The organism is Rhizobium sp. S163, from assembly GCF_030380805.1.
Taxonomy (GTDB): Bacteria; Pseudomonadota; Alphaproteobacteria; order Rhizobiales; family Rhizobiaceae; genus Rhizobium.
In genome coordinates this window covers 971,001-995,854 of record NZ_JAUDSA010000003.1, presented here as the reverse complement: position 1 = coordinate 995,854, position 24,854 = coordinate 971,001, and the positions used below count along the sequence as shown (strand labels likewise).

The following is a 24,854-nucleotide window of genomic DNA, read 5'->3' as shown; positions in this document are numbered from 1 at the left end:
TTGCCCAGTCTTCGCGTTTTCCCGAAGTTCGTCCCTCATGGCATGAATGGCTGCGCTCCGTTCAGGAAAAAGGTTGGGAGAAATGCCACTCGATCATGGATGTCGCCCCGGCTGTCATCAAGCACCCTTGCGAGACGACCGATAAAGACATCTCCCTTCTCATTTTCGAGCATAAAGCCTTCGCCAACGTTGATCGGAAACACATCAATGCATGGGTCTGCTCAATGGAAGCGCGTGAACGGGGCGCCGTGATTAACGCAGTCGTTGGCCTTGAAGGAAAGCCTCAAACAACTGTGAGTCCTTGTTTAGAAACAGCGCTCTCAACTTGACACCTGCCAGGGACTCGACACGTCATATGCCGTTTTATTGTCGCCGGAGCATGAGAATGAGCGCAAAAATTAGAATTAAAGCTGGACCTGTTGAATTCGAATACGAAGGCGAGACCGAACTGGGTGTCGCCGACATCAAGGAGCTGTTCTCGCACATCGAGACGCTTTTCAAAGTGCCCGTCCTGGCCGAGGGAGGTGACTCTGGACATTCTTCACATCCGCCCCAGTCCCAGGTCTTGGATCGGCCCAGGCCGACTGGGCAAACGCTTCACATCAATAGCATTGCGTCGACGTTAAAAGCGAAGAGCGGCGGTGAGGTCGCGGTGGCCGCTGCCGCAGCACTGCAAATCTACGAAGGCAAGGAATCCTTCACGAGGGCTGAACTGTTGACGACTATGAAGAAGGCAACGATGGCCTACAAGGAGTCGATGTCCGGCAACCTGTCGACCTCACTCAAGACTTTGGTGGGTTCGAAGTTTAATCAGATCGGCACCGACATCTATTCATTGAACCAGGAAACCTATGATCAGTTGGTGGCTCAGCTTGCTTGATGTCGCCCTTTTAAAGGACTGGATTCATCGCGACGTCTCCAGTCGTGACAAGCTGCTGCTCATACTGGGAACGTTCGATGGGCCAGTGAAGCTCGAGAACATCCGTGGGCGATCACTCGAAGCTGGATTTCGCATCCCGAAGAAATGGAACCTTTCGGATATCTTGGGAAAGAGCGGCGGGCTGGCCCTGCGCGTGCCGACGGGCTGGGAGCTTTCGCAGGCCGGGAACGCCCACCTTCAAGGATTGGGCGTTGTTCCTGAAAATCCTGTCGCGGTGCGTATTGCCACCGATCTTCGACGTCATCTCGGGAACATCAAAAACGCCACGACGAGGGCCTTCGTAGAGGAGGCGATAACCTGTTACGAGTCCGGTCTGCATCGGTCGGCAATCGTCATGTCGTGGATTTCGGCGGTCGACGTCCTCTACCACGAGGTCGCCACAAGCCACCTTGCAGCGTTCAACAAAGAGGCGAAGAGTGTGAATGCGAAATGGAAAGAGGCTGTGAACGCGGACGGCCTCACTAGAATGGGCGAGTCCGATTTTCTCGAACGATTGGTTCCGATCGGCGTCATTGGTAAGAACGTTAAGGAAGAGCTTCTCAAAGCGCTGAAGCTAAGGAACGGATGCGGCCATCCAAACAGCCTTAAAACCGGTCCCAACATGGTGGCGAGCCACATAGAAATGTTATTGCTCAACGTGTTCGAACCATTTGCGCCTTAACGTCTTAGTACGCTGCTGGAAGCATCACTCGCAGTGCTTCGGCGCCTTCAGCGTCTTCACCAACCTGTCGACGACCGGCCCATACCGCTTCTGCTGCGCGGCCGGATAGTCCAGCGTGAAGTTCCCCATGGCGTCGTCGCACAGCGCGATCTGCCGCATGTAGATGATGCGGTCGCCCTTCGAGCCGGAATAGCTCGCCCACGCAGCTCCGCGCTTTTCGTAGGTGAACTTCCAGCCATCGTCGATCTCGAACTTCTTCCGGAGATCGCTCTCTTGCGAGAAGCCGCCCTCGGTAAAGTAGTTCCCCCAAACGGAGAGCTTCGCCTGGCCGTCTGCGCTCTCAAGACCGACGCCGTCGCCATTCTCCGGAGTGAGCACAATCTTGAAGTCCTCGGGAAGGTCGACGCTGTATCCGAAGCGGCCGTTGCCATACGGCCTGAAGTCGGCGGCTGTGGCCACCACCGCGGTTAGCAGGACTCCTAGGCTTGCAACGTATCGTCTGCGCATACAGTTTCTCTTTCCCAAGCAAGACACCTCCTTCGTATCACGGCCGAAGCAATCGGCGCCACCGATCCCACGCAAGGTGGCGGATGGCTACGCCGGTTTGTGTTCGGCCTCCCGGTGTCCGATGATTCAATGATCAGAAGGACAGAGACCGATGGCCACGACCGATCCTTACAAGCTACTGCTCAAACTTTACTCGGCGCGAAACGTCGGCGCCATCGAGTGCCTACTGAAAGAGCGCGCTCTGGAAATAGCCTCGCTGTCCGAGAGCGAAAGGACGGCCGTCGAGAAGATCAAAGCTGAATCCGCGAGTTGGCGACAAATTGAGGACGAGCAGGTCCGGGAGCTGTGCTGAACCTTTCCGATCCGCTCACGTTGACCGTCGCACGTCTGCGGGGGCATGTTCGGCTGTTGTCTGACGAGCACTTCTATAACGGCGAGCGCTTCACGGCGTCGTTCGGAACGCCAGAAGGCTATCGAGTTCGTCCTCGGTCACGAGCACTTCGATGACGTTGTCATGTTCGTCTCGTTGCAAACGACGGAGCGTGCCGTCCCGCCTTTGTAGCTCTCGACCCTGAAATTCATATCAGCGGAACCTTTCCCCTGATTGTGAGGAAATCTCGGTCGTCAAGGGGCGGCGGCGACACCAAAGACCTTCTGCTTCCAGCGCCCGAGTGGAACATCGCCTCCCAGTCGAACTCCCATCCCGTCAACGCCGACATCAACGCCAGTCCCATCGCCTGCCCGACAGCCGGCGCGACTGCATTCCCGATCTGATCGGCGACGCTCCCGAGCCCGCCGACGAACGCCCACTCATCCGGGAATCCCTGCAATCTGGCGCGCATCCTCGTCGTTAGGCCCGGCACGAATCCTTCGCGCGCGGCCTCAGCATTCGTCGGCGCCGCCTTCGCCAGAGGCGCATACGATACCCCGTTCATGAGCGCACGTCGCGCTTCGCCTTCCTTCGGACTGCCCTGATAGCCACGGATCGTGTCCGATAGCGCTCCGACGCCGATGGGATTGCCGAACCGGTCGAACTCCGGCCGCTCGCGCATCGTGCGCGCCCAGTCGTCCGCACCATTCCAACCGTTCTCCGACATCAGGTCATGAAGGACGTCGCCCATGTTGGTCGCCATGCCGGGAAATTTCGGCGGCATCCGGAAGACGTCCGCCAAGTCCTTGCGGAAACCGACGATCATGATTCGCGAGCGGTCCTGCGCGACGCCGTAATCCCGCGTGTTGATGCGATGGATGTCCGTCACGTAGCCAGCCTTCGAGAACTTCCGCAGAAGGAAGGCGAGGTAGTCCGAATGCTTGGAGTGAAGCAGTCCTTCGACGTTTTCGAAGACGAACGCCTTGGGGGCGACCTCCCGCACGGCCCGGACACCTTCCATCATCAGATCGTTCTCATCGGCCTTGCCCTTGCGCTTGCCCACTGTCGTGAACGGGGTGCAGGGGAGGCCGCCCGCCAGCAGGTCAACGCGCTGGTTCCGGTACTGCGTAAAATCGACCTTTCGGACGTCATGCTCGATGACGTTCCACTCCGGCCGGTTCTTCCGCAGGGTGGCCGCGGCGTTCCTGTCAAATTCGACTAGGCCGACATGCTTGAATCCTGCGAGTTCGAGGCCCAGAGCAAGACCTCCGGCGCCCGCGCACAGTTCGAGTACGCGGGGACGGAAGCGTTCCGGGGGAAGCACAGCCATCACCGACGGCATGCGAACTACGCCCCATGCTTTCGTCGGCTTGCCGGTCATCGCTGCCAGGGCGTCGATTGCCGTAGGGCCGAGGTCGTTGTCGCGCAGCCCGAGACTATAACCTCGATCGCCTTCGAACCGACCGTCGCGGAAGCGCTTCAAAGCAAGATGTGCTCTCGCTGCCCAGTATCCGGGATCGCGCTCCCGCAACCCGGTGATTGACGGATGTTTGTCGCCGAACAAGGATTCGAACTCGGATAACAGGCCGGCGGCCTCGTTCATCAATGAAGAAGGGACAATCCGGTCTTCGTGCGACAGAACCGAGACTTTCCCGATAAAGGCCTCTAGCCCGGCCTGGAAGGCAGCCATCGTATCTCGGGCGTGTCGTCTCGCGGTCGCTGCTGCGGCCTTGCGTCTGATGATCGCCTCTTGTTCTGCGACAGTCAGCTTCGCGGCCGCAAGCTTCCTGCGGATAGTCGCGACGTCCTTCGTATCAATACGGGCGCCGATCTCCATACGCTCCAGGATATCACGTCGCGTTTCGGCATCGGCGAATACCAGAGCCTTCACGACCGGAAATGATGCGCGGCTCTTTTGAAGAACGCCTTCCGAACCCTTGAGCGTCGTCGCGAATCCCAGGTAGGTCGACAGTTCCGTGGCAGGCAAGTTGCACCGCGCCTTTAGGAAAGCTTTCGCTTCCGCGGCAGGGACTATGTCCGTCAGCTTGGCGACTTCGGCGGCCATCTGCAGGACACGATCGGTCATCTGCTTCTGAAGCTCGATGATCCTGTTCATTGCGGCGGAAAGCGCCTGAGCCTTCGGGTCGATGTCGGCCATGCGGAGTGTCCCCTTTCAGGACGTCCATACGACATCGGATCTTTCAGGGCCGGTAAGTGGATCGTTCAAATGCAAGCGATCTCAACGGAGTCGGCTCCGAGCTCGTTCTTAATGAAATACGCACTGCGGGCATGCGAACCGGCACGGTGCAATCATCCAGGTTCACAATCATGGCTTTTCCAGCACCAGCACTCGAAGGCTTTATCGTAGTTGTCCAGCACAAGCCGGAAATCGCCCGACGTCTCGAAGCTGCTCTCGCCCATGCAGGGGCGACCGTATTCGTTGCCAGACAGGTATGGGAAGCCGTTCAGCTCCACAAAAAGTTCGACGCCCAGCTTGTCGTGTTCGACAGCCACGATGCAGATGGCGAGCTCAATGAGCCGATAGTAATTGACGCCCGATTGATGGCGAACGTTGGCGCTATTCGATACTCAGGGGAGATCGCCGATCTCCCAGACATGATGTCGTTCGGCACGTGGATCGACATCGCCCGGCCCGTCGCTGACGTCGTGGAGTTGGCGATCGAATGGCGTAGGTTGCTCAAGGCGTAGCCCATCCGACTGAACTCAGTCGATGGGGACGGTCGCGAGAAGCTTGCCGACATCGTCCACGATCTCGAAGCGCCTTCGTCCGGACGCCCCGCCTTTGGAGGGAGTACGTTGAACTTGCGCGCAGATCAAAGCCTCCGCGATTGCGTCGCTGACGTCGGGCAGCATGACGCCATCTCGATCAATCAAAAGCTCGTCGCCCATGCGGACGTTGAAATGGAAGCGTTGGAGACCTGTGAGCGCGTGCGGAAGCGTACGCATTGACTATCGGCCGGACTTTCGAAACGCCGTTGCGTTGATATCGACGGCCTCGTGCCGCAATTCTTTCAATGTGGAGGCGACCAGTCCGATGAACATGGCTGCGATGAGGACGGTCAGGATGGTCAACAGGGCGAACATACGTTTTCTCCAGTGTGGCTTAAGGGAATGGCGGGTGCGTGGAAAAGTTCCGCCGGCCACATCTGTGCGATAAATCTGCTTGAAAACTCGGCGAGCGCTATCTTGGGGGCGAAAACCAAAACGGCTCGATCGGCGTATATGCTTTCATGACATTGATCGAAATCCATCGCCGTCGTCTCCGCGTCTGCATCTCAATCATCTACCTAGTCGCCGGTGCCGCCGATATAGCGATCCCGGCTCCATTCCTGAAGATAACGCCCGGCTGGGTTCCCGAAGCTCCTGCGGTTATATTCGTCACAGGAATTTGCGAACTGACTGGAGCCATTGGTTTGCTACTGCCGTGGACGCGACGTTACGCAGCGATCGGGCTCGCACTTTACGCTATGTGCGTATTTCCGGCGAACATCAAACACGCAATCGACATCTTGGGAGGACCGTTGCCGTCGGCGCAACAATGGGCGTACCATTTGATCCGCCTTCCTCTTCAGCCCCTGATCGTATGGCTTGCGCTGTTCGCGGGCGAGGTGACATCCTGGCCCATCCTGAGGCGGTCAACTGAGAGATGAGAGCTCATGCCAGATGTCGTTCGGTAGCGAGACGTGCAGGACAACGCGGCTTCCTACGAGATCAAGGAATGATCGTCGACCGCGTTCTGCAACCGTCGCACGCGCAGCGACCACTCGTGCGCCGACACATGCGTCCCGCCGTCTTCGTCGATCTGTAAGGTCGCCCCGATCCAGTCAGTCGGCATCACCCCCGGAAGGTTTTCACGGATCAAGCCGAGCGCTAGGTCATCGAGAGTATCAAGACCGCTGCTGGCTCCCCGGCCGGCACACTCCAGCGTCCATTGCTATCGGGTTTTCATCTGGTTTGTTCCGTCAGTCATCGAGCGACATACCGGCAATCGCGGGGCGAGAGAGGGCTTTCTTGTTCCAGTCGAAATCCTCACCATCTAAAGGGTGTCCTCGAATCTGGAGCACTCGAGAATGGAAAACGATGTCCTGGAACTGACAGCCGCCCCCGAAATCGAGATCCTGCCGCCGGAGCACGACGACTTCGATCGCGACGGCCCGTGTAACTGTCTTTGCTGCGGACGCTCGCAATCCTTCTTGGACGAAGACGGGTGCGGCATCTGCGAAGAGTGCCTCGCACCGTAGCTCTCGGGAACTTCTTGAATCGGCGTCCGTTTTTACAAGGTCGAAACCATCAGGAGGCATTCACATGGCTACCACGTCCCGAGGCAGAGCGCAGGATCGCGCGAAAGTCGCCGCCGGCCAAGATCACGAAGTCCGCTACGAAGCGAAGAAGGAAGACGTTTCGAAGGATACAGTAAAGAAGGCCGTGAAAAGCGCCGGGAATTCGCGCAAGAAGGTCGAAGCCGAAATCGGCCATCGCTGATCGGCGAGCGCTTCAGAGCCGCTCGACTTGGGCGGCCCTGATCACGATCTCGTCCTGACCAAGGCGAGCCTCCAGCTCTCTCCTGTAGTTTTCCCACCACTCCCGGTTCAGATGCTCCGTCATCACCTCGACAACCACGATCTTGTCGCGGTCAACGTCGCCCTCGTTCTTCCAGATGCCTTCCGCAGGCGCGTCGACATGCATCGTGACGCCCCCGAACACTTCCGTGAGTTCGTTACGCACTCGTTCGAGGGCGCCGCGGCCGTCGTCGCCGGTTATCGGAAGAAGGATTTCGACCAGATAGCTCATGTGGGCGTCCGCCGGTCAGGCCGTCCCGTGCTTTGGCCCTTCGAGTTGCTCGAAGTCTTTGTTTCCGTCGTCGGCGCCGAGTTTCGCACGAGCGCGAGCGATCTCTTCATTCGGACGCCTCGATCGGAGCGCTGGAATCGTCTGGTACGCGGCCGCTGCTCTGGGCGATGGTTTTCATCCCTGGGGCGGTCTTTGACCCGGTCTCTCACCTTCGTCATGGGATGATCTCCTTCTCGATCACAACCATCATGCGCGCCTGGAGTTCCGGAGTCCGTAGCCGGACGGGTTCGTACGTCAAAATCGCTGACCATCCGCGGTCGCCCCGGACGCCGGGCGGAACGATCGCTACATCTGCGAGTTATGGGCCACGACCACCCCGGCACGGAGACTTCGATGATCGACCCTCCAACAAACGAGCCTGACACTCCCGAACGGAGAGTCGAACTCGACCAGACTGTCGACTACGCAGTCCAGCTCCTGGTGGAGGAAGCCCATCTCGTTGGATGGACGCGCGTTGAATTCCTGACCGCAGTGCTTGATGCGGCGAACGCCCGGCTGTCCGCGATCGAGGAGGAACGCGATCTCGAAGAGGGGCAGGCTTGAATCTGGCGACCTAAAACGTCAACGGAGTGAACGGCCGGCTCGAAATCCTCCTGCGATGGCTGGAGGAGGCCGAGCCGGATGTCGTTTGCCTGCAGGAGATCAAGGCACCGCAGGACAAGGCGACCCGCATGACATGCCTGTCATCATCGCATCCGGCGGACATCGCCTCCGGCCGCACGAGCTCCCGGCCATACCGTGTTCGTTCCCAAGCCGTATGGGCTGGATGTCATTGGCAGCTATGGTCGCAAGCATAACTGCAGGCGAGGGCCGACTGCTCGCCGGCTAGTCGAAGTCTCCGGCCCGCCCTGTCTGAAAGACGATGATCGGGTCGCCTTCCTCGCCGACCGCAGGACGCCCTTCCCGTTTGACGACGAGTATGCCCGCATGACCGCTGGCGGCTTCCTTCGCCTTCGCGACGGCGTGCGCCTCGTCCCCGTCGAAGACCGTCTTCCAGACTTGAATGGGCTGACCGCGGTCATCGAGGTCGAAAGCGAATATGCTGATGGATGTGAACGCTCCGGGCATCGGTTCACGCCGATCCGCGCTGTGGCTTCTCGACCTGCTCGTCGATTTCCTTCTTCACCTTCTCTCGAGCGTCGTCCTGGAGCTTGGCGCGGACACGCTCCACCTCCTCGTCGGTCGCCTCGATCGGCTGGCTGGAATCGTCAGGTAGACCGGGACCGCTCTGTGCGATTGAGGCATCCTTCGGTCGATCGTTCACGCCGTCTGTGATCTTGGACATGGGTCATCTCCTTTCGGAGCCTAACGACGACCCTGATAGATTGTTCGGCAGTCTCCGAAAAATTACGAGAAGCGAGCGTCATCTTCCAATCGGCACGGAACCCATCGGCTTTGTGCCTTGCCGTTCCCAGACGCTGCGTCATCGGCTCGAATCCTTGAGGGGGAAGGATTCGGCGCGCTCATGACCGCAGCTAGGCCGATCCTCTCAGGTTAGGGTCGATCCTAAGCGTACGGCCGCCCAACTCGCGCCGACAGGCACCGCTTCCTTGCTTTTTCGCCGGCGAGACCTGACATCAGTCATCGCGAGACACACGAAGCGGCTACTGAGGAAGCGGCTGGCTGCCGATGACAGGTGACGGTCGTCAAGCCGGACTTTCCAACGCCGTTTGGGCAACCTTCTGGACGGTGAGTCGATGCACCCGCCCATCCCGAGCCCTCCAGTCGATGGACTGGCCCGGAGACAAACCGATGAGCGCTGCACCGATCGGAGTCATGATCGAAATCCTGCCTGCCGCAATGTCCGCGTCGCCGGGATAGACGAGCGTTACCGAGCGATCCTCGCCGAGATCGCTCGTGTATCGAAGCGACGAGCCCATCCTAACGACGTCGCCCGGTATCTTCGCGTCGTCGACCACGCGGGCTCGCTCGAGTTCCGTAAGAAGTTCGTCGGACACCTCTGGAGTTCGAACCGCGAAAGCTTCGGCGAGCTTCGTCAGGCGTTCGTGCTCCGAGCGTGCGATCGCGATCGAGGGTTTGCGTGCCTTTCTGGATGCCATGGCTGTTCTCCTGCCGTTCGCGGCCGCATTCCGGCGCCGCGGCGATATCAATTGCCTTTAGGGATGTCGTCGCTGGAGGGTTCGGCTGCTGATCTTTACCGAACGTCGACCCCTCGGCCGGGCGCGACGCGACCGGGCCGGGGGCTAGCTGCCCGCGGTGGGAAACACTCTTTCCAGAACGGTATCGAGGCGTGAGATCAGCATCCAGCCAGATTGGCTCCAGCGATATCTTCAGTCAAGCACGAAGGAATGCGGATCTGCGGTTAGCGCTTCCAACGCCAGTCCCTGATTTCGGGAAGGTCTTCGCCGTGCTCCTGCACGTAGGCGCGGTGCTCTACGAGCTTGGCACGGAAGCTGTCGATCGTCTCCGGCACCTTCTCCGCCAGCCCCGGCACCCGCGCGACAGCCTCCAGGGCCAGGTGATACCGGTCGAGTTCGTTCAGCACCGTCATGTCGAAAGGCGTCGTCGTCGTTCCTTCCTCGATGAAGCCGCGCACATGGATGTTCTGGTGGTTCGTCCGTCGGTAGGTCAGCCTGTGGATCAGATAAGGGTACCCGTGGTACGCGAAGACGACCGGTTTATCCTTCGTGAAGATTTTGTCGAAGTCGCCATGATGAAGTCCGTGCGGATGCTGTTCGGGATCCTGCAGGGACAGAAGGTCGACGACGTTTACGGTCCTGATCTTCAGGTCGGGAATGGCCTCATGCAGCAGCATGACGGCGGCCAGCGTCTCCATGGTGGGGACGTCGCCCGCGCATGCCATGACCAGGTCGGGAGCGATCGTGTTGTCCTCGTAGCTCGCCCATTCCCAGATGCCAGCGCCCGCCTTGCAATGCGCCTCGGCCTCGTCGATCGAAAGCCATTGAGGCTCCGGCTGCTTGCCCGCGACGATCACGTTGATGCGGTCGTAGGTTTTCAGGCAGTGGTCGCCGACCCAAAGCAGCGTGTTGGCGTCCGGCGGCAGATAGATGCGGACGATGTCGGCCTTCTTGTTGGCGACGAGATCGACGAACCCCGGATCCTGATGGCTGAAACCGTTGTGATCCTGCCTCCAGACGTGGGAGGTCAGGAGATAGTTCAGCGACGAGATCGGTGCCCGCCATTCGAGCTCGCGGGTCACCTTCAGCCACTTGGCATGCTGGTTGAACATGGAATCGATGATGTGGATGAACGCCTCGTAGCAGGAGAAGAGGCCATGCCGCCCTGTAAGCAGGTACCCCTCCAGCCACCCCTGACACAAATGCTCCGACAGCACTTCCATCACCCGGCCATCGCGGGACAGATGCACGTCGTAATCCTCGATTGCCTGCATCCAAACGCGTTGCGTCTCATCGAAGACGCTCCCCAGGCGGTTGCTCTCCGTCTCGTCGGGTCCGAACACACGGAAATTCTTCGTGTCGGCGTTGAGCTTCACGACCTCCCTGAGGTAATGGCCGAAGATCTCCGTAGACTGCACCTGCTGCGAACCGCGCTCACCAATCTCGACAGCGAAGTCCTGAATGGGCCTTGCCATCAGCTCCCTGCGAAGCAATCCACCATTGGCGAACGGCGTTGCGCCCATCCTCTTCTTTCCTGTGGGAGCCAGTGCGCGGAGTTCATCCTTCAGCCGTCCGTTGTTGTCGAAGAGATCGTCGGGGTCATAGGACCGCATCCAGTCTTCTAAGATTTTGCGATGGCCGTCGTCACCCCGGCAGTTGGCGACCGGAACCTGGTGGGCGCGCCAGAAGCCTTCGACTTTCTTGCCATCGACCTCCTTCGGGCCCGTCCATCCTTTCGGGCTTCTCAGGACGATCATCGGCCAGCGCGGCACGCCCGGCGACGGTGCATTGTCGCGAGCTTCGTCCCTGAGTTCTCGGATCCGTTCGAAGACATACTCCATTGTCTCAGCCATCTTTCGGTGCATGACATCAGGATCATCGCCTTCGATGAAGATCGGCTCGTATCCGTAGCCGCGAAACAGGCTGGTCAGGTCTTCATCACTGCTCCGGGCGAGGATCGTCGGGTTGGCGATCTTGTAGCCGTTGAGATGAAGGATGGGCAGCACGACGCCGTCACGGGAGGGATTGAGAAACTTGGTCGAGTGCCATGCGGCAGCAAGCGGCCCGGTTTCCGCCTCACCGTCACCGACGACGCAGGCGGCTATCAGATCAGGGTTGTCGAACACTGCGCCGAACGCATGCACCAGGGCATAGCCAAGCTCGCCACCCTCGTGGATGGAGCCTGGCGTTTCGGGTGCCACATGGCTGGGGATGCCGCCGGGGAACGAGAACTGCTTGAAAAGCTTGCGTAGACCTTCCGTGTTCTCGGGGATGTCGGGATAGACCTCGCTGTAGGCACCTTCGAGATAGGTGTTGGCCACCATGCCTGGACCGCCATGACCGGGCCCGCAGATGTAGAGCACGTCGAGGTCGCGCGTCTTGATGACCCGGTTGAGATGGGCGTAGATGAAGTTCAGACCGGGCGTCGTGCCCCAGTGACCAAGAAGTCGAGGCTTGATGTGCTCCGGCTTCAGCGGTTCGCGAAGCAGCGGATTGTCCATGAGGTAGATCTGGCCGACCGACAGATAGTTTGCCGCGCGCCAGTAGCGGTCGATCAGGGCGAGTTCTGCATCGTTGATGAGATTGGTAGCGGGATTGTTCACGATCTTCTCCTTCAAAGCTTATGGTGCGAGAGGACGGAAAGCGCCTCGTCCGCGATGACCTGTTCTTCGTCGGTTGGGATGACGAACACCTTGATGCTGCTGTCCGTCGTGCTGATGATCTGGCTGTTCGCTTCATTGCGGCCGTCGTCGAGTTCAAGGCCGAGCCAGCCCAGCCGTTCCGCGACCCGGCCTCGGATCTCCGGCTGGTTCTCGCCGACCCCGGCTGTGAAGACGACTGCATCAAGCCCGCCGAGCGTGGTCGCCTGCCGTGATATCTCGCCCGCCACTCGCAGACAGAAGAGGTCGATAGCCTCGGTCGCCTCATGACTTGGATCCTTAAGGAGAACGCGCGTATCGCCGCTGATGCCCGAGACGCCGAGCAATCCGCATTCATGATAGAGGAACTGCTCGATCCGCTCCGGTTGGCGCATCCCCTTGCGCATAAGGTAGAGCAGGGCGCCGGGATCGATCCAGCCGGGTCGTGTTGCCATGGGAATTCCGTCCAGCGCGGAGAAACCCATGCTGGTGTCGCGGCTTCGGCCGCCGATCATCCCGCAGACGCTGGCACCGCTGCCGAGGTGGCACGCCACGACACGGCCCGCCGCGACTTGAGGGGCGATCTGCTCAAGCGCCCTGGCGATGTATGCATAGGACAGTCCGTGAAACCCGTACCGCCTGACGCCATCGTCGTGCATCGCTCGCGGGATTGCCAGACGCCGGACGACATCGGCTTGAGAGGCATGAAACGCCGTGTCGAAAGAAGCAGTCTGTGCGATCTCCGGTTGGCTCTCTCTGACGGCGCGGATCACACGCAGGGCCGCGGGCTGATGAAGTGGCGCGAGATGCACCAGGCTCTCGATGTCGTCCAGCACCTTGTCACCGATCAGTACGGGGCCGTCGAACTTGATCCCACCATGGACAACGCGATGAGCGGCGGCAGTTATCCTGCCGGAGACGACCGCGTCGAGATGATCGATCACCTGATTTACGACCTCCCCGAAGTCGCTCTCCGGATCGCCGAACAGCTCCCGCTCGAAAGCAAGTCCTCCGATCTTTCCGACCAGCCGGAGTGGACTGGTCTCGAAATCGATCTTGGCGCGCCCGGTCGAATGGGCGGTACCCGACCCGATTTCAAAGACGCCGATCTTCAGGGATGACGAGCCAGCGTTGAATGTCAGGAGCACGTCGTAATTCATGGAAAAAGCTCTCCTGAGGAAACGGCGGTTTCCTAGTAGGTAGAGCCGTGAACGCCCTGGACAACGCAACGCACTGCCTTCCTTTGCATTTCGCCTCAAAGCCCACACGCACTGCGGTCTCACTGCTGTTGTCGTCTATGTCCTCCCTAGGCGCGTGCGCGTGGCATTCAAAAGATCGCGTCGGCTGACGATCCTGGCGAGTGTCGCCCGCTTGGCCAAAGTTCGCGCGTCGCAGATGATGGGCGTCGTTGAAGGCGTGAAGCACAGGGTGTCTTTCGTGCGCCGGCATATCGGCCGTTGGCAAGAGAACGATCGGCGTTACGCCAGCGCGAAACGGTGTCGTTCGTGTCGGCTTCCTTCCCCCAGTCGGAACGGTGACGACGGGGCTGGCTGCGTGCAGGCGCGAATGGCATTCGAAGCGGCCGGCGGCTCCTATGGGACGGGCGCCTTCAACATTGCGACGAGTGCGCCATGAGCGTAGGGCTTGGGCATGAAGGAGACTCCGCTCGCGAGGTCAAACGCGCCTAGCCGCACATGACCCGACGTCACGATCACACGAGTATGCGGCGAGCGCGCGCGGACCTTCGCCATCAACCCCAGGCCATCCGTGGTACCCGGCATATTGACGTCGGTGAATACCGCGTCGACTTCGTTATTTTGCAACACCACTAGCGCCTCGTCAGCGTTTCCCGCTTCCAAGACTTCGAATCCGGCGTCCTCCAACGCTTCCACGGTGGCGAAGCGGATTAGGGGCTCGTCATCGACGACCAGTACCCGTTCAACGTGGTCCTTGGGCGGAGAGAGTCCGAGAGGTTGTTTTTCCCGTTCCGCCACTGCTTGCAACCAATGCTCTTTGTCGCGGCCGGTCGGGCATCCTTCACTTAGCCAGATCTCATGGGCCCGCACACTGATCCAATTGTAAGCGTCGTCCTGCATGGTTATCCTCCGGTTAGCCAGGAACTACGAAACGGTGCGCCCGGTTCCTCATCGAGCGTCCGAAAAAAGTGCTCATCTGTGAGCGCCGCGTAGGCTGCAGCTTGTTTACCAATACACGCCATTATGATCAAAAAATTGGAGGAACTTCATGAGCGTGTGGCGCGAGCTGCTTCCGAACCTTGCCGTCGTCGCAATCGCGACGTCGTTGTGGACGCATGGGCGCCGCTATACTTTCAGGCTCGGTGAACGCGCGAGCAATCTGGTGCTAGGGCTGGTGATGGCAGCGGGGGTGCTGGCCACAATGGCAATCCCGTTCGAGTTCATCCCAGGCGTCCTTCTCGACGCTAGGTATACGCTCCGGGCAGTCTCTTCCTACTTCGGCGGACCAATCGGCGCTCTTCCGCCGCTCCTAATTGCGATCGTTCGTCGCGTCTGGATCGGTGGGCTGGGAGTGCCTGTCGCCGTCCCGCAGATCGTCGCAGCCAGCTTGGGAGGGCTGCTGCTACACCACTTCGCGAAAGCCGGGCTTTCCAAATTAGGGCCGATGTTCGCTCTCGCAGCATGGTCGGCAGCTTGCGGGACCGCCGGATTCTACGTTCGTTATCCGGTATCGAATTGGCTGGAAATCACGAGTACCACGCTTCCGCTGGCGACGCTTCTCTTCGGCGCTACGCTGTTATCGGGCCTAGCTTTCATTCAGGAACTCAAGCGCCAAGCGGCGACACAGCAGAACTATCTTTACCGTGCTGCGATCGAAGCCCTACCGGACTGCCTCAACGCGAAGGATCGAGATGGTAGGTTCATTGTTGCCAACCCGGCAACGGCTGCGCTGATGGGTACGGACGTCGCAGGGCTAATAGGACGAAAGGATTCAGACTTCTATGCCGAGCACACGGCGAATCTTTTCAGGCTGCCGGAGCTCGACGTTCTAAATACCGGGATCCCCGCAACCGTCGAACAGCGGTTTACGCGCAATGATGGCGCTGAGACATGGCTCTCGACGCTGAAGGCTCCTCTGCGTGACGAAGGCGGCGAAATTCTCGGCGTCGTCACGCACAATCGTGAGATCACCGAGCGCAAACGACTCGAATGCGATCTTCAAAAGAGCCAGGACAGACTGCGCGATGCGATCGAGAGCATGTCTGAAGGCATCGTGATGTTCGACGCGCACGGGGTCCTCGTTCTCCACAACGAGCACTTCCAATCTTTGTTTCCACTGACGGCCGACGTTCGCATTCCAGGGGCTAGAATAAGCGACATCGTGCGCACCTCTCTCGTACGGGGCGAGATTGAGAGACCGACGAACGATTTCGAGTCCGTGGTCGAAAGGACGGCGGACGTCCTGATGAAGGCCGGCGAACGTGCGTTTCGTCTAACGGATGGACGGACCTTCGACGCCCGTACCAGTCGTACTAGCGACGGTGGATCGATAATCGTATTTGCGGACGTCACAATCCACCGCGAACGAGAGGAGCGTTTAAGAGAGCTGAACCAGAAATACGCCGTGCTCGCCAAGACGGACGGTCTAACCGAGCTCGTGAATCGACGAGCTTTCGATGTCGCTTTGAAGAACGCCGCAGGGGCAGGGGCTTTCTCCTTGCTGATGATCGACGTTGATCGCTTCAAGGCCTTTAACGATGGGTATGGGCACCCCGAAGGCGACGCCTGCCTGCGAGCTGTCGCTGTCTGCCTATCGCAGCTCTTCACGACACACCACAATGCAGTCGTTGCACGTTACGGCGGGGAGGAGTTTGCCGTTATCCTTCCAGGCCTGACGGCGACGACCGGATTTTCGGCCGGTCAGCTCGCTTGCAGCGCCGTGCGGGGGCTCTCAATCCGACACGATTACAGCGACAAACGCGTGGTCACGGTAAGTGTCGGAGTCTCCTGCTGCAACCAGGGCGACTCCGAAGCGGCTCTCAGGGCCGCAGACGCCGGGCTGTACGCAGCGAAAGCCGCAGGCCGAGACTGCGTGCGCGAAGGGTTTCCAGAGGTCGGAGGGATGCGTGCCTAAGGTCTCAGTCACTCGTCGTCTGAAATCTCTTCCAACGTCACGCCTGCAAGTTCCTCGTTCAATCCGGCGATGTCTCCGAGGGAGATAATGCCGCTCAGATCGCCTTCCTCGGTGAATACGAGGAGACGGCGCATCTGCAGTTCAGACATCCTGCGCGCTGCTTCGGAAACATCGTCGTTCTCAAGGCAGCTCTCGACGCCCTCGGTCATGATGGCGCGCACCGGTTGAGCAGGGTCCATACCTTCGGCGACCACGCGGACAACGATGTCGCGGTCTGTAACTATGCCGAGCACGTCGTCGTTCACGATCGGGACTACGCCCGTGTCAATTTCAGACATTAACCTAGCCACGTCGCGTATGCTCGCGTCAGGGGCTGCGGTTACAACCTTCGCCGTCATCACTTCTCGAACAAGCATTGCGACTCCTCCATTTTCCTCAATCAATACGCCCGTGTCGGAGGAAGGTTCCAGCGTGTGGCCATTGGCGAGAGCCAGTAGAGGGGCGCCTCGAGCAGCGGGGCATCTCGTGCTGTGGATGGGAATCTGGTCCGCAAGGACCCGCCTGGATTAGGCTATCGCTTCTAAGGCACACAGGGGGAGCGCCCCGCCAAAAGATCCAGGCACTTTGACCCAAATCGCGAAGAAGCCGGGCGGTGAAGAGGCTGAGGGAACTAAGCACCGATGATGGCTGTCGGGGCAACTGATCGCGGCCCGTCTGACCGAGGTCGTTTGCAAATCCGTAAAATCAAGCGATGGAGCCGACCTGGTCGGCCTCCATCGTGGTCTTTTGTTACTGGCTGTTATCCGGGCATGCATCACTTACAGAAGCGCCGCTGTTACCGCCTTGCGTGTCGACTGCGCCGGGTGCCGCGCGATCGGGGCATTTGGTCCGATCAACCGTTCCGGTGGTATTGGAGTTGGTGCCCATCGTGCTGTTGGTAGCGCCCGGATCGACAACTGCCGGCTGGTTAGTCCCTGTTTGGTTCTGTAGGTCGCCATTTGCGCCACCGCCAGCATCCTGCCCCTGCGTTTTGTCGCCAGACATGCTGTTTGGGGTCGGGTTAGACTGGGCGTAGGTCATCGACGTCATCATGCCGAAAGCTAGGATTGAAGCTGCTGCTAATCTCATACGCATCGTGTGAATCCTTCATTCTGTGTTTTCGTGACGGTATGGAACCTACCCGTCAGGCACATGTTCCGGCGCTGCCGATCACGAAAATATCATTTAGGAAGCTAGCGAGCCTGATGGACGCAAGCCTTTGGCGTTGCCGCTCTTCCCACAAAAAGGTGATGGCGATGGCACGCTGTTTCGTTCGAAACAGCCGCAAACAGATATCACTCAAAGCAGGAGGGTGCTGCGGAAGCACGCTGCCCATGTAGCCGATGGGGCCCTGTCGTGCTGCATGAAGTTGGTCTGAGGTCAAAGGCTCCGGGCAACGACTGAGCAAAGCGGTCGGATTGACGCCACCGGAAAACGCTAAACCAAAGCAACCCAGAACACCACAGCGAGGATTGCTACAAGCGAAAGCAGCAACCCGATGCTCAAGGCTAGAAATTCGATACCCTCGTCCGCCCAAGTCTCGTTCTTGTCTTCCATCTCGCCCCCGACAAATGGCTCTAACAATGCAAATTAAGCATCGCCTCGACCTGCGCGTTTTTGATTTCAATCACTAATGTAGGCGCATCCTCTGCATCGCAGGACTCCGCGCACTACAGCCTGCGGGATCAACGATGTCAATGGAACGCCGGCTTCCACGAGCCCTCATTAGTCTTCGTTGTCCTACCCGATCGGCGAAGGCCGACGGAAATAAATTCATGCCGCTAGTGTTTGTGAGTTTTGGCGGCGTCGCTCACAACGAACGTCGACGATGCTTGTCGAGCGCGTTTACAACGTGCACATTTTTACGGCCTCACTCTCCGTGAGCGGACCCAATGGTAGGTCGTTGTAGGATGTGATCAAGCCTGTGAATATGTCGATTACGGTCCAGGAGCCATCGAGCTCTTGGCGAACGCCGTACCGGTTCGTCAATTCACGAGACATGATGTGGCCTCTCCACGCCAGCCTTGCAAGAACAACCTTTCGCGGCAGGTCAAGGTAAGAAGCGGGTCCCTGATGTATCCGCCGTTCGCTTTCGCCGACGCTCCTAAAAATGTTTTATTAGCTGAACCGCCTGTTTGCAACTCTCGCACAGAGGTCCCGCCGAAGGCAGCAGAACGAGCAACGAGATTGATAGGAACGATACAGGCTCGGTCGGGACGAGGCGGCCCGTCCGCCACGCGCCACATTCGTGATCTACAAGGGGCTGTGTTATCGAAAGATCGGAGATGGTGGTTACCGCACCATCGGTCCAGCTCGTGGATCCGCGAACGCCGCAGTCAACGTCGCTTTGTACCCACCGTCGTCTTCATATTGCCCGGCAACGAGACAGCGATCGGTTTGTTCTCGAGTGAAGGTCGGGAATGCATCCTCGCTTACTTTGTACGTTTGCGCACTGATCGATTGCGTCGCACGCGCGTTTTCTCTGGGGGAGGACGCAATAATGTCCAATGGTGAAACGAAGAAGAGAATTGCAATGTCGGCAGACGAACGACGCGCCGCCAGCGAGCGGACAAGCTCCGCGGCCCGCGAAACTTTAGCGGAAGAGAGGCGGCAGCGGAACGAGAAAACGGAACGTTTGAGACAGGCACGACTTCAGGCGCAGGCGGGAGTCCTCCGCTCTGGTCAGTGAGGAAACTGACGGACGGCGGGATCCGATGGCTGATAGAAGCTGTGCTGGTATAAACGCAGTTGGCGGGAGAACGAAAAGGCCGAGCCGCGACCGAGTTTTAGCCACTCAAAGTCGACCGGTCATAGAACCGTATTCGAGTCGAGACTTCGCGCGGCTGGGTGACAGAGGCCCGCGACCTTCGCGGGAACCTGCCTCCCGATCGCTAGTTTATCAGCTCTCTGAACGCGACCGTTGCCAAGACTTCACCACGTTCGTTCAGGATCTCGAAACGCATCCCGTCGATACGCTGGTCCTCGAGCACCATCTCCGCGACCATCTCGCGCGCTGCTTTTTTCGCTTCGTTTCGCGCAGCCTCAAGGGATGGAAGCTCGATGCCGTCAAGATCCCGGTCGGCTCCGTCGTCGGATTTAATATCGAAATAGAATCGCATTCTACCCTCGCGGTTTATTCCTGTGTCGCAGTTCCTTTGTTGGCGCGATAATCGGCTAAAGCCCCGTAGCAGCAGGAAGTTCCCCCCACACCCTCGCAGGGATGGCGACGGTGTCGGGCACTTCGGCGTCGCTGACGAGAGCAGCCGAGATTGCGCGGAAGTGTCGCTCGATCCTGCCAGTACCGGTCATCTCCCGCGTGTTTGATCTCGTCAGGAACCTTCCTCGTTTACAAAGGTTCGTGTGTCTGAACCCCTAACTGGAGAAGCGCACTTGACCTCAGGTTTCAGAACATCTTGCGCCGTTACCGTCTCGACGATCGCCTTGCTGCTACCCCCCGCGGTGCAGGCACAAACCTTGGAGAAGCTGACGAATAAGGCAAAGGAGATCGCCGCCCCTCTCACCGGGAAAACGGACGACCGGCTGGAGAAGGTCGCTACCTTCGACCATCAGGTGACGGGCGTGACCGTTTCGGAAGACGGGCGGATCTTCGTCAATTTCCCCCGTTGGACGGAGGACGTGCCGGTCTCGGTGGCTGAGCTCATGAAAGACGGTTCAATCAAGCCGTTTCCGGACGACGAGTGGAACGCCTGGCGGAATGCCAAGATGGCTGAGATGTCGCCGAAGGATCACTTTGTCGCCGTACAGAGCGTCGTTGCCGATGGCAGAGGATCCCTTTGGGTGGTCGACCCGGCGGCGCCGAATAGCGAGAAGACCGTCAAGGACGGGCCGAAGCTGGTCCAGATCGATCTGAAGTCGAACAAGATCGCGAGGGTCTATCCGTTTACGCCGGATGTAGCCGGTCCGGCCAGCTATCTCAATGACTTCCGCATCGCGCCTGACGGCACGTTCGCCTACTTCACGGATTCGGGATCGCCGGGCGGACTGGTCGTTCTGGACCTCAAGAGCGGCAAGGCATGGCGCGTGCTGAGCGATGATCCGTCGACGCAGTTCGAGAAGGGCGTAGTCGTACACACCGACGGCAAGCCGCTACGTCGGCCGGACGGTCGTCAGCCTCAATTCAACGCGGACGGCATTGCTCTCACGAAGGACGGGAAGACGCTCTACTGGCAGGCGCTCACAGGCAAGACGATGTATCGCGTTGCGACCGAGGCGCTGCAGAAAGCGCCTGAAGACCCGGCCGCGGTCAAAGCCGAGAAATTCGCAGAGACCGAGCCGTCCGACGGTCTGTGGATCGATGATCAGAACCGCATATACCTGAGCACGATGCAGAACAACGGCGTCAAAATACTCGGTCAGGATGGCAAAGTGACGCCGATCCTTGAGGACAGTCGGCTGCGTTGGCCCGACACTTTTGCGCAAGGACCGGATGGCGCGATCTATATTACGGCCTCGCACATTCAGGATTCACCCTGGTTCAATCAAGGCTGGACCAACGACGCCTTCACTCTCTTCAAGTTCGTTCCGCAGAAATGACGCGCGCGTACGGGCTTCTTGCCATACCGGATCAGTCTTGGCTGCTGAAAACTTCGTGATCTGTAGCTCGGGAACCGCGCCCGATGACGTAGGTTCTGTGGTAGTTCAAAAAAACGGAGTAACACTCTTGCCCCTATCTCCTTTAAAATCAACATTCCTCGTAGGCCTACTTGCCATAGTCCCCGCCGCTCCATCCGTCGCACAGGATGCAGCCAAACCCGCCGCGGAAATGCAGGCCGTCCTCGACAAGCTGCAAGCTCTCGACGTCAAGCCGTTCTCGACCCTTACCGTACCGCAAGCCCGCACCCAGGCGAGCGCCGCGGACGCCGCGCGTGCCGTTCAGTGGGACAAGAGGATTTCCTCCAACCCCGAGGCACAGGTGACAACTAAGGACATCGCCATCCCTTCGAAGTCAGGCGCGCTAGCAGCGCGTATCTACAAGCCCGGCGGAGACGGCCCATTCCCCGTCGTGGTCTATTATCACGGTGGCGGCTGGGTCGTAGCCGACATTAACGTCTACGACAGCGCGCCGCGGGCGCTGGCGCTTGGCGCCCATGCCATCGTTGTGTCCGTCGAATATCGCCACGCGCCCGAGCATAAGTTTCCGGCTGCCCACGAAGACGCATGGACGGCCTACAAGTGGGTGGTCGAAAACATTCACTCGCTGAACGGCAACGCCGACAAGATCGCTGTCGCCGGCGAGAGCGCAGGTGGCAACCTCGCCGCCAATGTCGCTTTGATGGCCAAGGAGATGAAGGCGAAGCAGCCGGTTCGTCAGCTCTTGGTCTACCCGGTCGCGGGAAATGACATGAACACGGATTCCTATAAAGAAAATGCCGACGCGAAGCCGCTGGGCAAGGCCGACATGGAATGGTTCGTGAAGAACACGTTCAGCTCCATGGACCAGACGTCCGACAAGCGGCTGAACCTTGTTGGCCGTGACGATCTAGCCGGCGTCGCTCCGGCGACCGTGATCACCGCCCAGTTCGATCCGCTTCGTTCCGAGGGCCAGGCCTATGCTGACAAGCTGAAGGCCGCAGGCGTCGAAGTCGATGCCAAGACCTTCGACGGGGTGACGCACGAGTTCTTCGGAATGGCGAAGGTCGTCCCGCAGGCGAAGCAGGCCATGGATATGGCCATCGCCGATCTCACCTCTGCCTTCAATAAAGCCAAGTAAGGATTCGACCATGAAGAAAATTACATTGGCATTCGTTGCCGCCACGGCCCTGACGTTTTCGATCGTCCCGGCCGTCGGCGCAAAATCGCCGGCTCCTGCCGATACCGCAGCCGCACCATTCAACGTCGACAAAGCGTCGTTCGTGAAAGTCGTCGCCAGCTCCAACGCCTTCGAAATCGAGTCGAGCAAGATTGCCGAGCAGAAGGCAAAGGACGGCGACGTGAAGGAGTTCGCCCGGCAGATGATCGCCGACCATACGAAGGCGGCCGAAGGCTTGAAGAAGGCCGCAAAGATCGACGGGGCCGAGCCGCCGCTCTCTCCGAAGCACGCGGCGATGATCGAGACGCTGAAGGGGGCCTCCGACCAGGATTTCCAGCCGCTCTACATCGAGATGCAGAATGTCGCCCATATGGAAGCGGTGAGCCTCTTCGCCACATACGCCAAGGGTGGGGACGACGCCGCGGTCAAGGCCTTTGCCGGGAAGACGCTCCCGACGCTCGAGATGCACAAGATGCATGTCCAGAAGCTTGTGGCCGCCCATTGATCGGAGATTCGTCGGAGGCGGGTGTCATTGCCCGCCTTCGTGATGAAGCCTACCGCGTCCGGCCCGTGCGATCGCTCGGTGTTGACGCCGGAGATCCAAGCCTTCCTGCGTCAAACGAAAGCGCCAGCGACCGGATGCTCCTTCAAACTCGACAAGCCCTAGCCCGCGTGCCACGATCGCCGTCTTCAATCCGACGCCTTTCGGCGCAGGTCGAAAACTTGACGCGGTAAGGCTGTCGAGCAGACGGACAAGGCGCTGGTTGTTGGTGCTCGCCATGAAATTCATCCTTACTCGTCTGCGAAACTAAGGCGCGCTTCCCCGGTTCCCATACAACGCCAGCGCGGCGAGATCGGATTTCGGAGGTCAGTTGTTCTTCTTGATGATGCTGATCGCGCCGCTCACCTCGAGAATGGCAAACTTGATCTCCTTCACCGACTCAAGCCCCTCCTGGCTTCGCGCTGCTTCCATGACGTCCTCGCGGTCAAGACGGCAGCCCCGTAGCGCCTTACTGTCGTAGACGCCGTCGACGACGAGAATAGTGGGGACGCCGTCGATCACGTGACCGGCTCGCGGCCACCACCTTTTCAGGTAGGAGAGCCCGATGTCGGTCGTGAAAAGTGTCAGGATGAGGAGAACCGCGTTGGTGATCGAGAAGTCGTCGCCAAGCATCGCTTGCTGCGTCGTCTCGGATATGACCAGCACGATCACCAGATCGAAAGGGGTCATCTGTGCGAGTGTCCGCCGGCCTGAAAGCCTGATGATGATCAGAAGGGTGAAGTAGATCGCGAGCCCGCGAACGACGGCGTCCATCAAGTCTCCTAAGGCAGTATGAAGGTGGATTGCTCGGCGGCGTCGTTTTCGATACCGACGACGAAGGCTCGCAGGCCTGGCTGCTGGGTCTGGAGCCGAAAGACGATCCTCGAAGAGGCTGTCGGGTCGGCGCCGAATATGTACCCGATCCGGCCGTCCTTTCTGGTCGTACCCTTCTGAGGCGGATCTACTCCCTCGATCGAAAAAGCCTCGAGAAACCGCGGATCAACGAATACGATCTGATCTCCACGGCTTGCCGGAAGAATGACCCTCATCTCGTCCGGGGCGTTCCAGCGCGATATGGCAGGGATTTCGATGGATCCGCCCGAATACTCGATCGTCCTCCTTGAAAAAATCCCGCCGCGCCCGAGAAGTCCGAGCAGACATGCGATGAGAATGAACCCGAAGATCAGCCACGCGACACGTTGAGCGGCCCAGAACCGCCGCTGAAATGTCCCATGGTCCTTGACGCCTTCAGGTAGTGCCGGGCCCACGCTCGGCTTTCGCGCCTTCACGTCTGACATCAGACCGGTCCGGAGAAGGTGTCGCAGGCAGAGAGCCGGCCGCTATCGAACCCTTGCTTGAACCATTTCACGCGCTGTGCGGACGTTCCATGGTTGAAGCTGTCGGGCACGACATAACCCTGCGTCCGCTTTTGCAGCGTGTCGTCGCCGATCTGCTGCGCCGCGTTCAATGCCTCCTCAAGATCGCCGGCGTCGAGGATGCCCTTCTGCTGAGTGAATTTCCCCCAGATACCTGCGAAGCAGTCCGCTTGAAGCTCCACGCGGATCGACATCTTGTTGGCGTCGGCCTCGCTCATATGCTGTCTTGCTTCGTTAAACTTCGGAAGGATCCCGAGTTGGTTCTGCACGTGGTGGCCGACCTCATGGGCGACCACGTATGCCTCGGCGAAGTCGCCGCTTGCGCCGAAACGATTACTAAGCTCATCGAAGAACGCGGTGTCGAGATAGACCTTCTGGTCCTCCGGGCAGTAGAACGGCCCTGACGCCGCCGAGGCCGCACCGCAAGCGGATCTCGTCTGCCCACGAAACAGTACGAGGGTCGGGTCGTCATAGGTGCGGCCTTGCGACTGGAAGATGCCCTGCCAAGTATCCTCCGTCTCCGCGAGCACGGTCTTCACGAAGGCCGTCATTTGATCGTTCGAGCCGGCCCGACTTTCCGGCGACCCCTGCTGTTCACCTTGTTGATAGCCGGCACCATCGGTGCTCCCGCCCTCCATCACCTGCATGAGGTCGATGCCCATCGCCTTGAACACCAGATAGATGACAACGAGGAAGACGATCGTTCCGATGCTCAGCCCTCCGCCACGGCGGCCTACCGGAAGACTGAATCCGCCGCGCCGACCAAATGGTGCACCGCCCATCCCACTGCTCTCGCTTTGGCGATCCTCGACATTTTGCGACTGTCGTCTGCCTTCCCATTCCATCACTCGTTCCTTTATCTTTCCAGGGCAGGGGGTTAACACGCGGCGACTGCGGCTGGTTCCGGTGAAGGCGGGCGGGGCAACCCTG

29 protein-coding genes and 1 pseudogene are annotated in these 24,854 nt (G+C 59.4%); 13 read left to right on the top strand and 17 right to left on the bottom strand.

Annotated features, from left to right (window positions below):
* Positions 1-385: 385 nt before the first annotated feature.
* Both QTL96_RS05155 and QTL96_RS05150 read left to right on the top strand, forming a co-directional pair.
* Positions 386-880 (top strand): hypothetical protein, encoded by a 495-nt coding sequence (locus QTL96_RS05155; protein WP_289726932.1) that lies wholly within the window; start codon positions 386-388, stop codon positions 878-880.
* Positions 873-1,601 carry a hypothetical protein gene (locus QTL96_RS05150; protein ID WP_289726931.1) on the top strand — a complete coding sequence of 243 codons (729 nt, stop codon included), beginning with the start codon at positions 873-875 and terminating at the stop codon, positions 1,599-1,601. Before QTL96_RS05155 ends, QTL96_RS05150 begins: the two co-directional genes overlap by 8 nt.
* 24 nt (positions 1,602-1,625) lie before the next feature.
* Here QTL96_RS05150 and QTL96_RS05145 read toward each other — a convergent pair whose 3' ends face one another.
* Positions 1,626-2,108, bottom strand: coding sequence for a hypothetical protein (locus QTL96_RS05145; RefSeq protein WP_289726930.1), 483 nt, complete (start codon positions 2,106-2,108; stop codon positions 1,626-1,628).
* Positions 2,109-2,259: 151 nt separating this feature from the next.
* On the opposite strand from QTL96_RS05145, the gene QTL96_RS05140 reads away from it, so the two are divergent.
* Positions 2,260-2,460, top strand: coding sequence for a hypothetical protein (locus QTL96_RS05140; RefSeq protein WP_289726929.1), 201 nt, complete (start codon positions 2,260-2,262; stop codon positions 2,458-2,460).
* Between the two features lie 226 nt (positions 2,461-2,686).
* Here QTL96_RS05140 and dcm read toward each other — a convergent pair whose 3' ends face one another.
* A complete protein-coding gene (gene dcm, locus QTL96_RS05135; RefSeq protein WP_289726928.1) occupies positions 2,687-4,543 on the bottom strand; it encodes a DNA (cytosine-5-)-methyltransferase in 1,857 nt (618 codons plus the stop codon).
* A 149-nt stretch (positions 4,544-4,692) separates the two neighbouring features.
* Here dcm and QTL96_RS05130 point away from each other — a divergent pair, with 149 nt between their 5' ends.
* Positions 4,693-5,187 carry a hypothetical protein gene (locus tag QTL96_RS05130; protein WP_289726927.1) on the top strand — a complete coding sequence of 165 codons (495 nt, stop codon included), beginning with the start codon at positions 4,693-4,695 and terminating at the stop codon, positions 5,185-5,187.
* A gap of 15 nt (positions 5,188-5,202) precedes the next feature.
* Here the strand turns inward: QTL96_RS05130 and QTL96_RS05125 are convergent, their stop codons facing one another.
* Together QTL96_RS05125 and QTL96_RS05120 are read right to left on the bottom strand one after the other, a co-directional pair.
* Positions 5,203-5,388: a hypothetical protein gene (locus QTL96_RS05125; RefSeq protein WP_289726926.1), complete on the bottom strand. Its 186-nt coding sequence runs from the start codon at positions 5,386-5,388 to the stop codon at positions 5,203-5,205.
* Between the two features lie 60 nt (positions 5,389-5,448).
* Complete coding sequence (locus QTL96_RS05120; RefSeq protein ID WP_289726925.1) at positions 5,449-5,583, bottom strand: hypothetical protein; 135 nt, start codon at positions 5,581-5,583, stop codon at positions 5,449-5,451.
* 146 nt (positions 5,584-5,729) lie between these two features.
* On the opposite strand from QTL96_RS05120, the gene QTL96_RS05115 reads away from it, so the two are divergent.
* From QTL96_RS05115 to QTL96_RS05105, 3 genes are all read left to right on the top strand, one after another.
* Positions 5,730-6,149, top strand: coding sequence for a DoxX family protein (locus tag QTL96_RS05115; RefSeq protein WP_289726924.1), 420 nt, complete (start codon positions 5,730-5,732; stop codon positions 6,147-6,149).
* 420 nt (positions 6,150-6,569) lie between these two features.
* Complete coding sequence (locus QTL96_RS05110; RefSeq protein WP_289726923.1) at positions 6,570-6,740, top strand: hypothetical protein; 171 nt, start codon at positions 6,570-6,572, stop codon at positions 6,738-6,740.
* A gap of 64 nt (positions 6,741-6,804) precedes the next feature.
* Entirely contained in the window at positions 6,805-6,981 is a 177-nt protein-coding gene (locus QTL96_RS05105; protein ID WP_289726922.1) for a DUF3606 domain-containing protein, read from the top strand.
* Between the two features lie 12 nt (positions 6,982-6,993).
* Here the strand turns inward: QTL96_RS05105 and QTL96_RS05100 are convergent, their stop codons facing one another.
* Positions 6,994-7,290 carry a hypothetical protein gene (locus QTL96_RS05100; RefSeq protein ID WP_289726921.1) on the bottom strand — a complete coding sequence of 99 codons (297 nt, stop codon included), beginning with the start codon at positions 7,288-7,290 and terminating at the stop codon, positions 6,994-6,996.
* 393 nt (positions 7,291-7,683) lie between these two features.
* Between QTL96_RS05100 and QTL96_RS05095 the strand changes: the two genes are divergently transcribed.
* A complete protein-coding gene (locus QTL96_RS05095; protein WP_289726920.1) occupies positions 7,684-7,893 on the top strand; it encodes a hypothetical protein in 210 nt (69 codons plus the stop codon).
* Positions 7,894-7,919: 26 nt separating this feature from the next.
* Positions 7,920-8,012, top strand: a pseudogene (locus tag QTL96_RS05090) (exodeoxyribonuclease III); the annotation flags it as partial.
* Positions 8,013-8,175: 163 nt separating this feature from the next.
* Here QTL96_RS05090 and QTL96_RS05085 read toward each other — a convergent pair.
* The 6 genes from QTL96_RS05085 to QTL96_RS05060 all read right to left on the bottom strand — a co-directional run bounded on the left by QTL96_RS05085 (position 8,176) and on the right by QTL96_RS05060 (position 14,184).
* The gene (locus QTL96_RS05085) at positions 8,176-8,418 is read right to left on the bottom strand and encodes a hypothetical protein (RefSeq protein ID WP_289726919.1); all 243 of its coding nucleotides are present in this window, start codon (positions 8,416-8,418) and stop codon (positions 8,176-8,178) included.
* A gap of 4 nt (positions 8,419-8,422) precedes the next feature.
* Entirely contained in the window at positions 8,423-8,635 is a 213-nt protein-coding gene (locus tag QTL96_RS05080; protein ID WP_289726918.1) for a hypothetical protein, read from the bottom strand.
* A 361-nt stretch (positions 8,636-8,996) separates the two neighbouring features.
* Entirely contained in the window at positions 8,997-9,410 is a 414-nt protein-coding gene (rnk, locus tag QTL96_RS05075; protein WP_289726917.1) for a nucleoside diphosphate kinase regulator, read from the bottom strand.
* A 263-nt stretch (positions 9,411-9,673) separates the two neighbouring features.
* On the bottom strand, positions 9,674-12,052 hold the full coding sequence (locus tag QTL96_RS05070) for a phosphoketolase family protein (protein WP_289726916.1): 2,379 nt from the start codon (positions 12,050-12,052) through the stop codon (positions 9,674-9,676).
* A gap of 11 nt (positions 12,053-12,063) precedes the next feature.
* Positions 12,064-13,248, bottom strand: coding sequence for an acetate/propionate family kinase (locus QTL96_RS05065; protein WP_289726915.1), 1,185 nt, complete (start codon positions 13,246-13,248; stop codon positions 12,064-12,066).
* 432 nt (positions 13,249-13,680) lie between these two features.
* Entirely contained in the window at positions 13,681-14,184 is a 504-nt protein-coding gene (locus QTL96_RS05060; RefSeq protein ID WP_289726914.1) for a response regulator, read from the bottom strand.
* Positions 14,185-14,332: 148 nt separating this feature from the next.
* Here QTL96_RS05060 and QTL96_RS05055 point away from each other — a divergent pair, with 148 nt between their 5' ends.
* Complete coding sequence (locus QTL96_RS05055; protein WP_289726913.1) at positions 14,333-16,198, top strand: diguanylate cyclase; 1,866 nt, start codon at positions 14,333-14,335, stop codon at positions 16,196-16,198.
* Between the two features lie 8 nt (positions 16,199-16,206).
* Here the strand turns inward: QTL96_RS05055 and QTL96_RS05050 are convergent, their stop codons facing one another.
* The 3 genes from QTL96_RS05050 to QTL96_RS05040 form a co-directional block, all read right to left on the bottom strand.
* Positions 16,207-16,614, bottom strand: a complete 408-nt coding sequence (locus tag QTL96_RS05050; RefSeq protein ID WP_289726912.1) for a CBS domain-containing protein — start codon at positions 16,612-16,614, stop codon at positions 16,207-16,209.
* A 373-nt stretch (positions 16,615-16,987) separates the two neighbouring features.
* Entirely contained in the window at positions 16,988-17,332 is a 345-nt protein-coding gene (locus tag QTL96_RS05045; RefSeq protein WP_111562228.1) for a hypothetical protein, read from the bottom strand.
* Between the two features lie 1,796 nt (positions 17,333-19,128).
* Complete coding sequence (locus tag QTL96_RS05040) at positions 19,129-19,356, bottom strand: hypothetical protein (protein ID WP_289726911.1); 228 nt, start codon at positions 19,354-19,356, stop codon at positions 19,129-19,131.
* A gap of 385 nt (positions 19,357-19,741) precedes the next feature.
* Here QTL96_RS05040 and QTL96_RS05035 point away from each other — a divergent pair, with 385 nt between their 5' ends.
* The 3 genes from QTL96_RS05035 (at position 19,742) to QTL96_RS05025 (ending at position 22,512) form a co-directional block, all read left to right on the top strand.
* Positions 19,742-20,791 carry an L-dopachrome tautomerase-related protein gene (locus QTL96_RS05035; RefSeq protein ID WP_289727177.1) on the top strand — a complete coding sequence of 350 codons (1,050 nt, stop codon included), beginning with the start codon at positions 19,742-19,744 and terminating at the stop codon, positions 20,789-20,791.
* 229 nt (positions 20,792-21,020) lie between these two features.
* Entirely contained in the window at positions 21,021-21,968 is a 948-nt protein-coding gene (locus QTL96_RS05030) for an alpha/beta hydrolase (protein ID WP_289726910.1), read from the top strand.
* 10 nt (positions 21,969-21,978) lie between these two features.
* On the top strand, positions 21,979-22,512 hold the full coding sequence (locus QTL96_RS05025; RefSeq protein ID WP_289726909.1) for a DUF4142 domain-containing protein: 534 nt from the start codon (positions 21,979-21,981) through the stop codon (positions 22,510-22,512).
* A 363-nt stretch (positions 22,513-22,875) separates the two neighbouring features.
* Here the strand turns inward: QTL96_RS05025 and QTL96_RS05020 are convergent, their stop codons facing one another.
* Genes QTL96_RS05020 through QTL96_RS05010 form a run of 3 tightly spaced genes read right to left on the bottom strand, consistent with a single transcriptional unit; the run spans position 22,876 to position 24,769 of the window.
* Positions 22,876-23,322 carry a YetF domain-containing protein gene (locus tag QTL96_RS05020; protein ID WP_289726908.1) on the bottom strand — a complete coding sequence of 149 codons (447 nt, stop codon included), beginning with the start codon at positions 23,320-23,322 and terminating at the stop codon, positions 22,876-22,878.
* A gap of 8 nt (positions 23,323-23,330) precedes the next feature.
* Positions 23,331-23,846, bottom strand: a complete 516-nt coding sequence (locus tag QTL96_RS05015; protein WP_289726907.1) for a hypothetical protein — start codon at positions 23,844-23,846, stop codon at positions 23,331-23,333.
* On the bottom strand, positions 23,846-24,769 hold the full coding sequence (locus QTL96_RS05010; protein ID WP_289726906.1) for a neutral zinc metallopeptidase: 924 nt from the start codon (positions 24,767-24,769) through the stop codon (positions 23,846-23,848). Before QTL96_RS05010 ends, QTL96_RS05015 begins: the two co-directional genes overlap by 1 nt.
* Positions 24,770-24,854 lie beyond the last annotated feature (85 nt).

Coding starts and splice junctions, on each gene's coding strand:
- QTL96_RS05155 (WP_289726932.1), top strand. CDS start 386: ATGAGCGCAAAAATTAGAATTAAAGCTGGACCTGTTGAATTCGAATAC.
- QTL96_RS05145 (WP_289726930.1), bottom strand. CDS start 2,108: ATGCGCAGACGATACGTTGCAAGCCTAGGAGTCCTGCTAACCGCGGTG.
- QTL96_RS05140 (WP_289726929.1), top strand. CDS start 2,260: ATGGCCACGACCGATCCTTACAAGCTACTGCTCAAACTTTACTCGGCG.
- dcm (WP_289726928.1), bottom strand. CDS start 4,543: ATGGCCGCCGAAGTCGCCAAGCTGACGGACATAGTCCCTGCCGCGGAA.
- QTL96_RS05125 (WP_289726926.1), bottom strand. CDS start 5,388: ATGGGCGACGAGCTTTTGATTGATCGAGATGGCGTCATGCTGCCCGAC.
- QTL96_RS05120 (WP_289726925.1), bottom strand. CDS start 5,583: ATGTTCGCCCTGTTGACCATCCTGACCGTCCTCATCGCAGCCATGTTC.
- QTL96_RS05115 (WP_289726924.1), top strand. CDS start 5,730: ATGACATTGATCGAAATCCATCGCCGTCGTCTCCGCGTCTGCATCTCA.
- QTL96_RS05110 (WP_289726923.1), top strand. CDS start 6,570: ATGGAAAACGATGTCCTGGAACTGACAGCCGCCCCCGAAATCGAGATC.
- QTL96_RS05105 (WP_289726922.1), top strand. CDS start 6,805: ATGGCTACCACGTCCCGAGGCAGAGCGCAGGATCGCGCGAAAGTCGCC.
- QTL96_RS05100 (WP_289726921.1), bottom strand. CDS start 7,290: ATGAGCTATCTGGTCGAAATCCTTCTTCCGATAACCGGCGACGACGGC.
- QTL96_RS05095 (WP_289726920.1), top strand. CDS start 7,684: ATGATCGACCCTCCAACAAACGAGCCTGACACTCCCGAACGGAGAGTC.
- QTL96_RS05085 (WP_289726919.1), bottom strand. CDS start 8,418: ATGCCCGGAGCGTTCACATCCATCAGCATATTCGCTTTCGACCTCGAT.
- QTL96_RS05080 (WP_289726918.1), bottom strand. CDS start 8,635: ATGTCCAAGATCACAGACGGCGTGAACGATCGACCGAAGGATGCCTCA.
- rnk (WP_289726917.1), bottom strand. CDS start 9,410: ATGGCATCCAGAAAGGCACGCAAACCCTCGATCGCGATCGCACGCTCG.
- QTL96_RS05065 (WP_289726915.1), bottom strand. CDS start 13,248: ATGAATTACGACGTGCTCCTGACATTCAACGCTGGCTCGTCATCCCTG.
- QTL96_RS05060 (WP_289726914.1), bottom strand. CDS start 14,184: ATGCAGGACGACGCTTACAATTGGATCAGTGTGCGGGCCCATGAGATC.
- QTL96_RS05055 (WP_289726913.1), top strand. CDS start 14,333: ATGAGCGTGTGGCGCGAGCTGCTTCCGAACCTTGCCGTCGTCGCAATC.
- QTL96_RS05050 (WP_289726912.1), bottom strand. CDS start 16,614: ATGCTTGTTCGAGAAGTGATGACGGCGAAGGTTGTAACCGCAGCCCCT.
- QTL96_RS05045 (WP_111562228.1), bottom strand. CDS start 17,332: ATGCGTATGAGATTAGCAGCAGCTTCAATCCTAGCTTTCGGCATGATG.
- QTL96_RS05040 (WP_289726911.1), bottom strand. CDS start 19,356: ATGCGATTCTATTTCGATATTAAATCCGACGACGGAGCCGACCGGGAT.
- QTL96_RS05030 (WP_289726910.1), top strand. CDS start 21,021: ATGCAGGCCGTCCTCGACAAGCTGCAAGCTCTCGACGTCAAGCCGTTC.
- QTL96_RS05025 (WP_289726909.1), top strand. CDS start 21,979: ATGAAGAAAATTACATTGGCATTCGTTGCCGCCACGGCCCTGACGTTT.
- QTL96_RS05020 (WP_289726908.1), bottom strand. CDS start 23,322: ATGGACGCCGTCGTTCGCGGGCTCGCGATCTACTTCACCCTTCTGATC.
- QTL96_RS05015 (WP_289726907.1), bottom strand. CDS start 23,846: ATGTCAGACGTGAAGGCGCGAAAGCCGAGCGTGGGCCCGGCACTACCT.
- QTL96_RS05010 (WP_289726906.1), bottom strand. CDS start 24,769: ATGGAATGGGAAGGCAGACGACAGTCGCAAAATGTCGAGGATCGCCAA.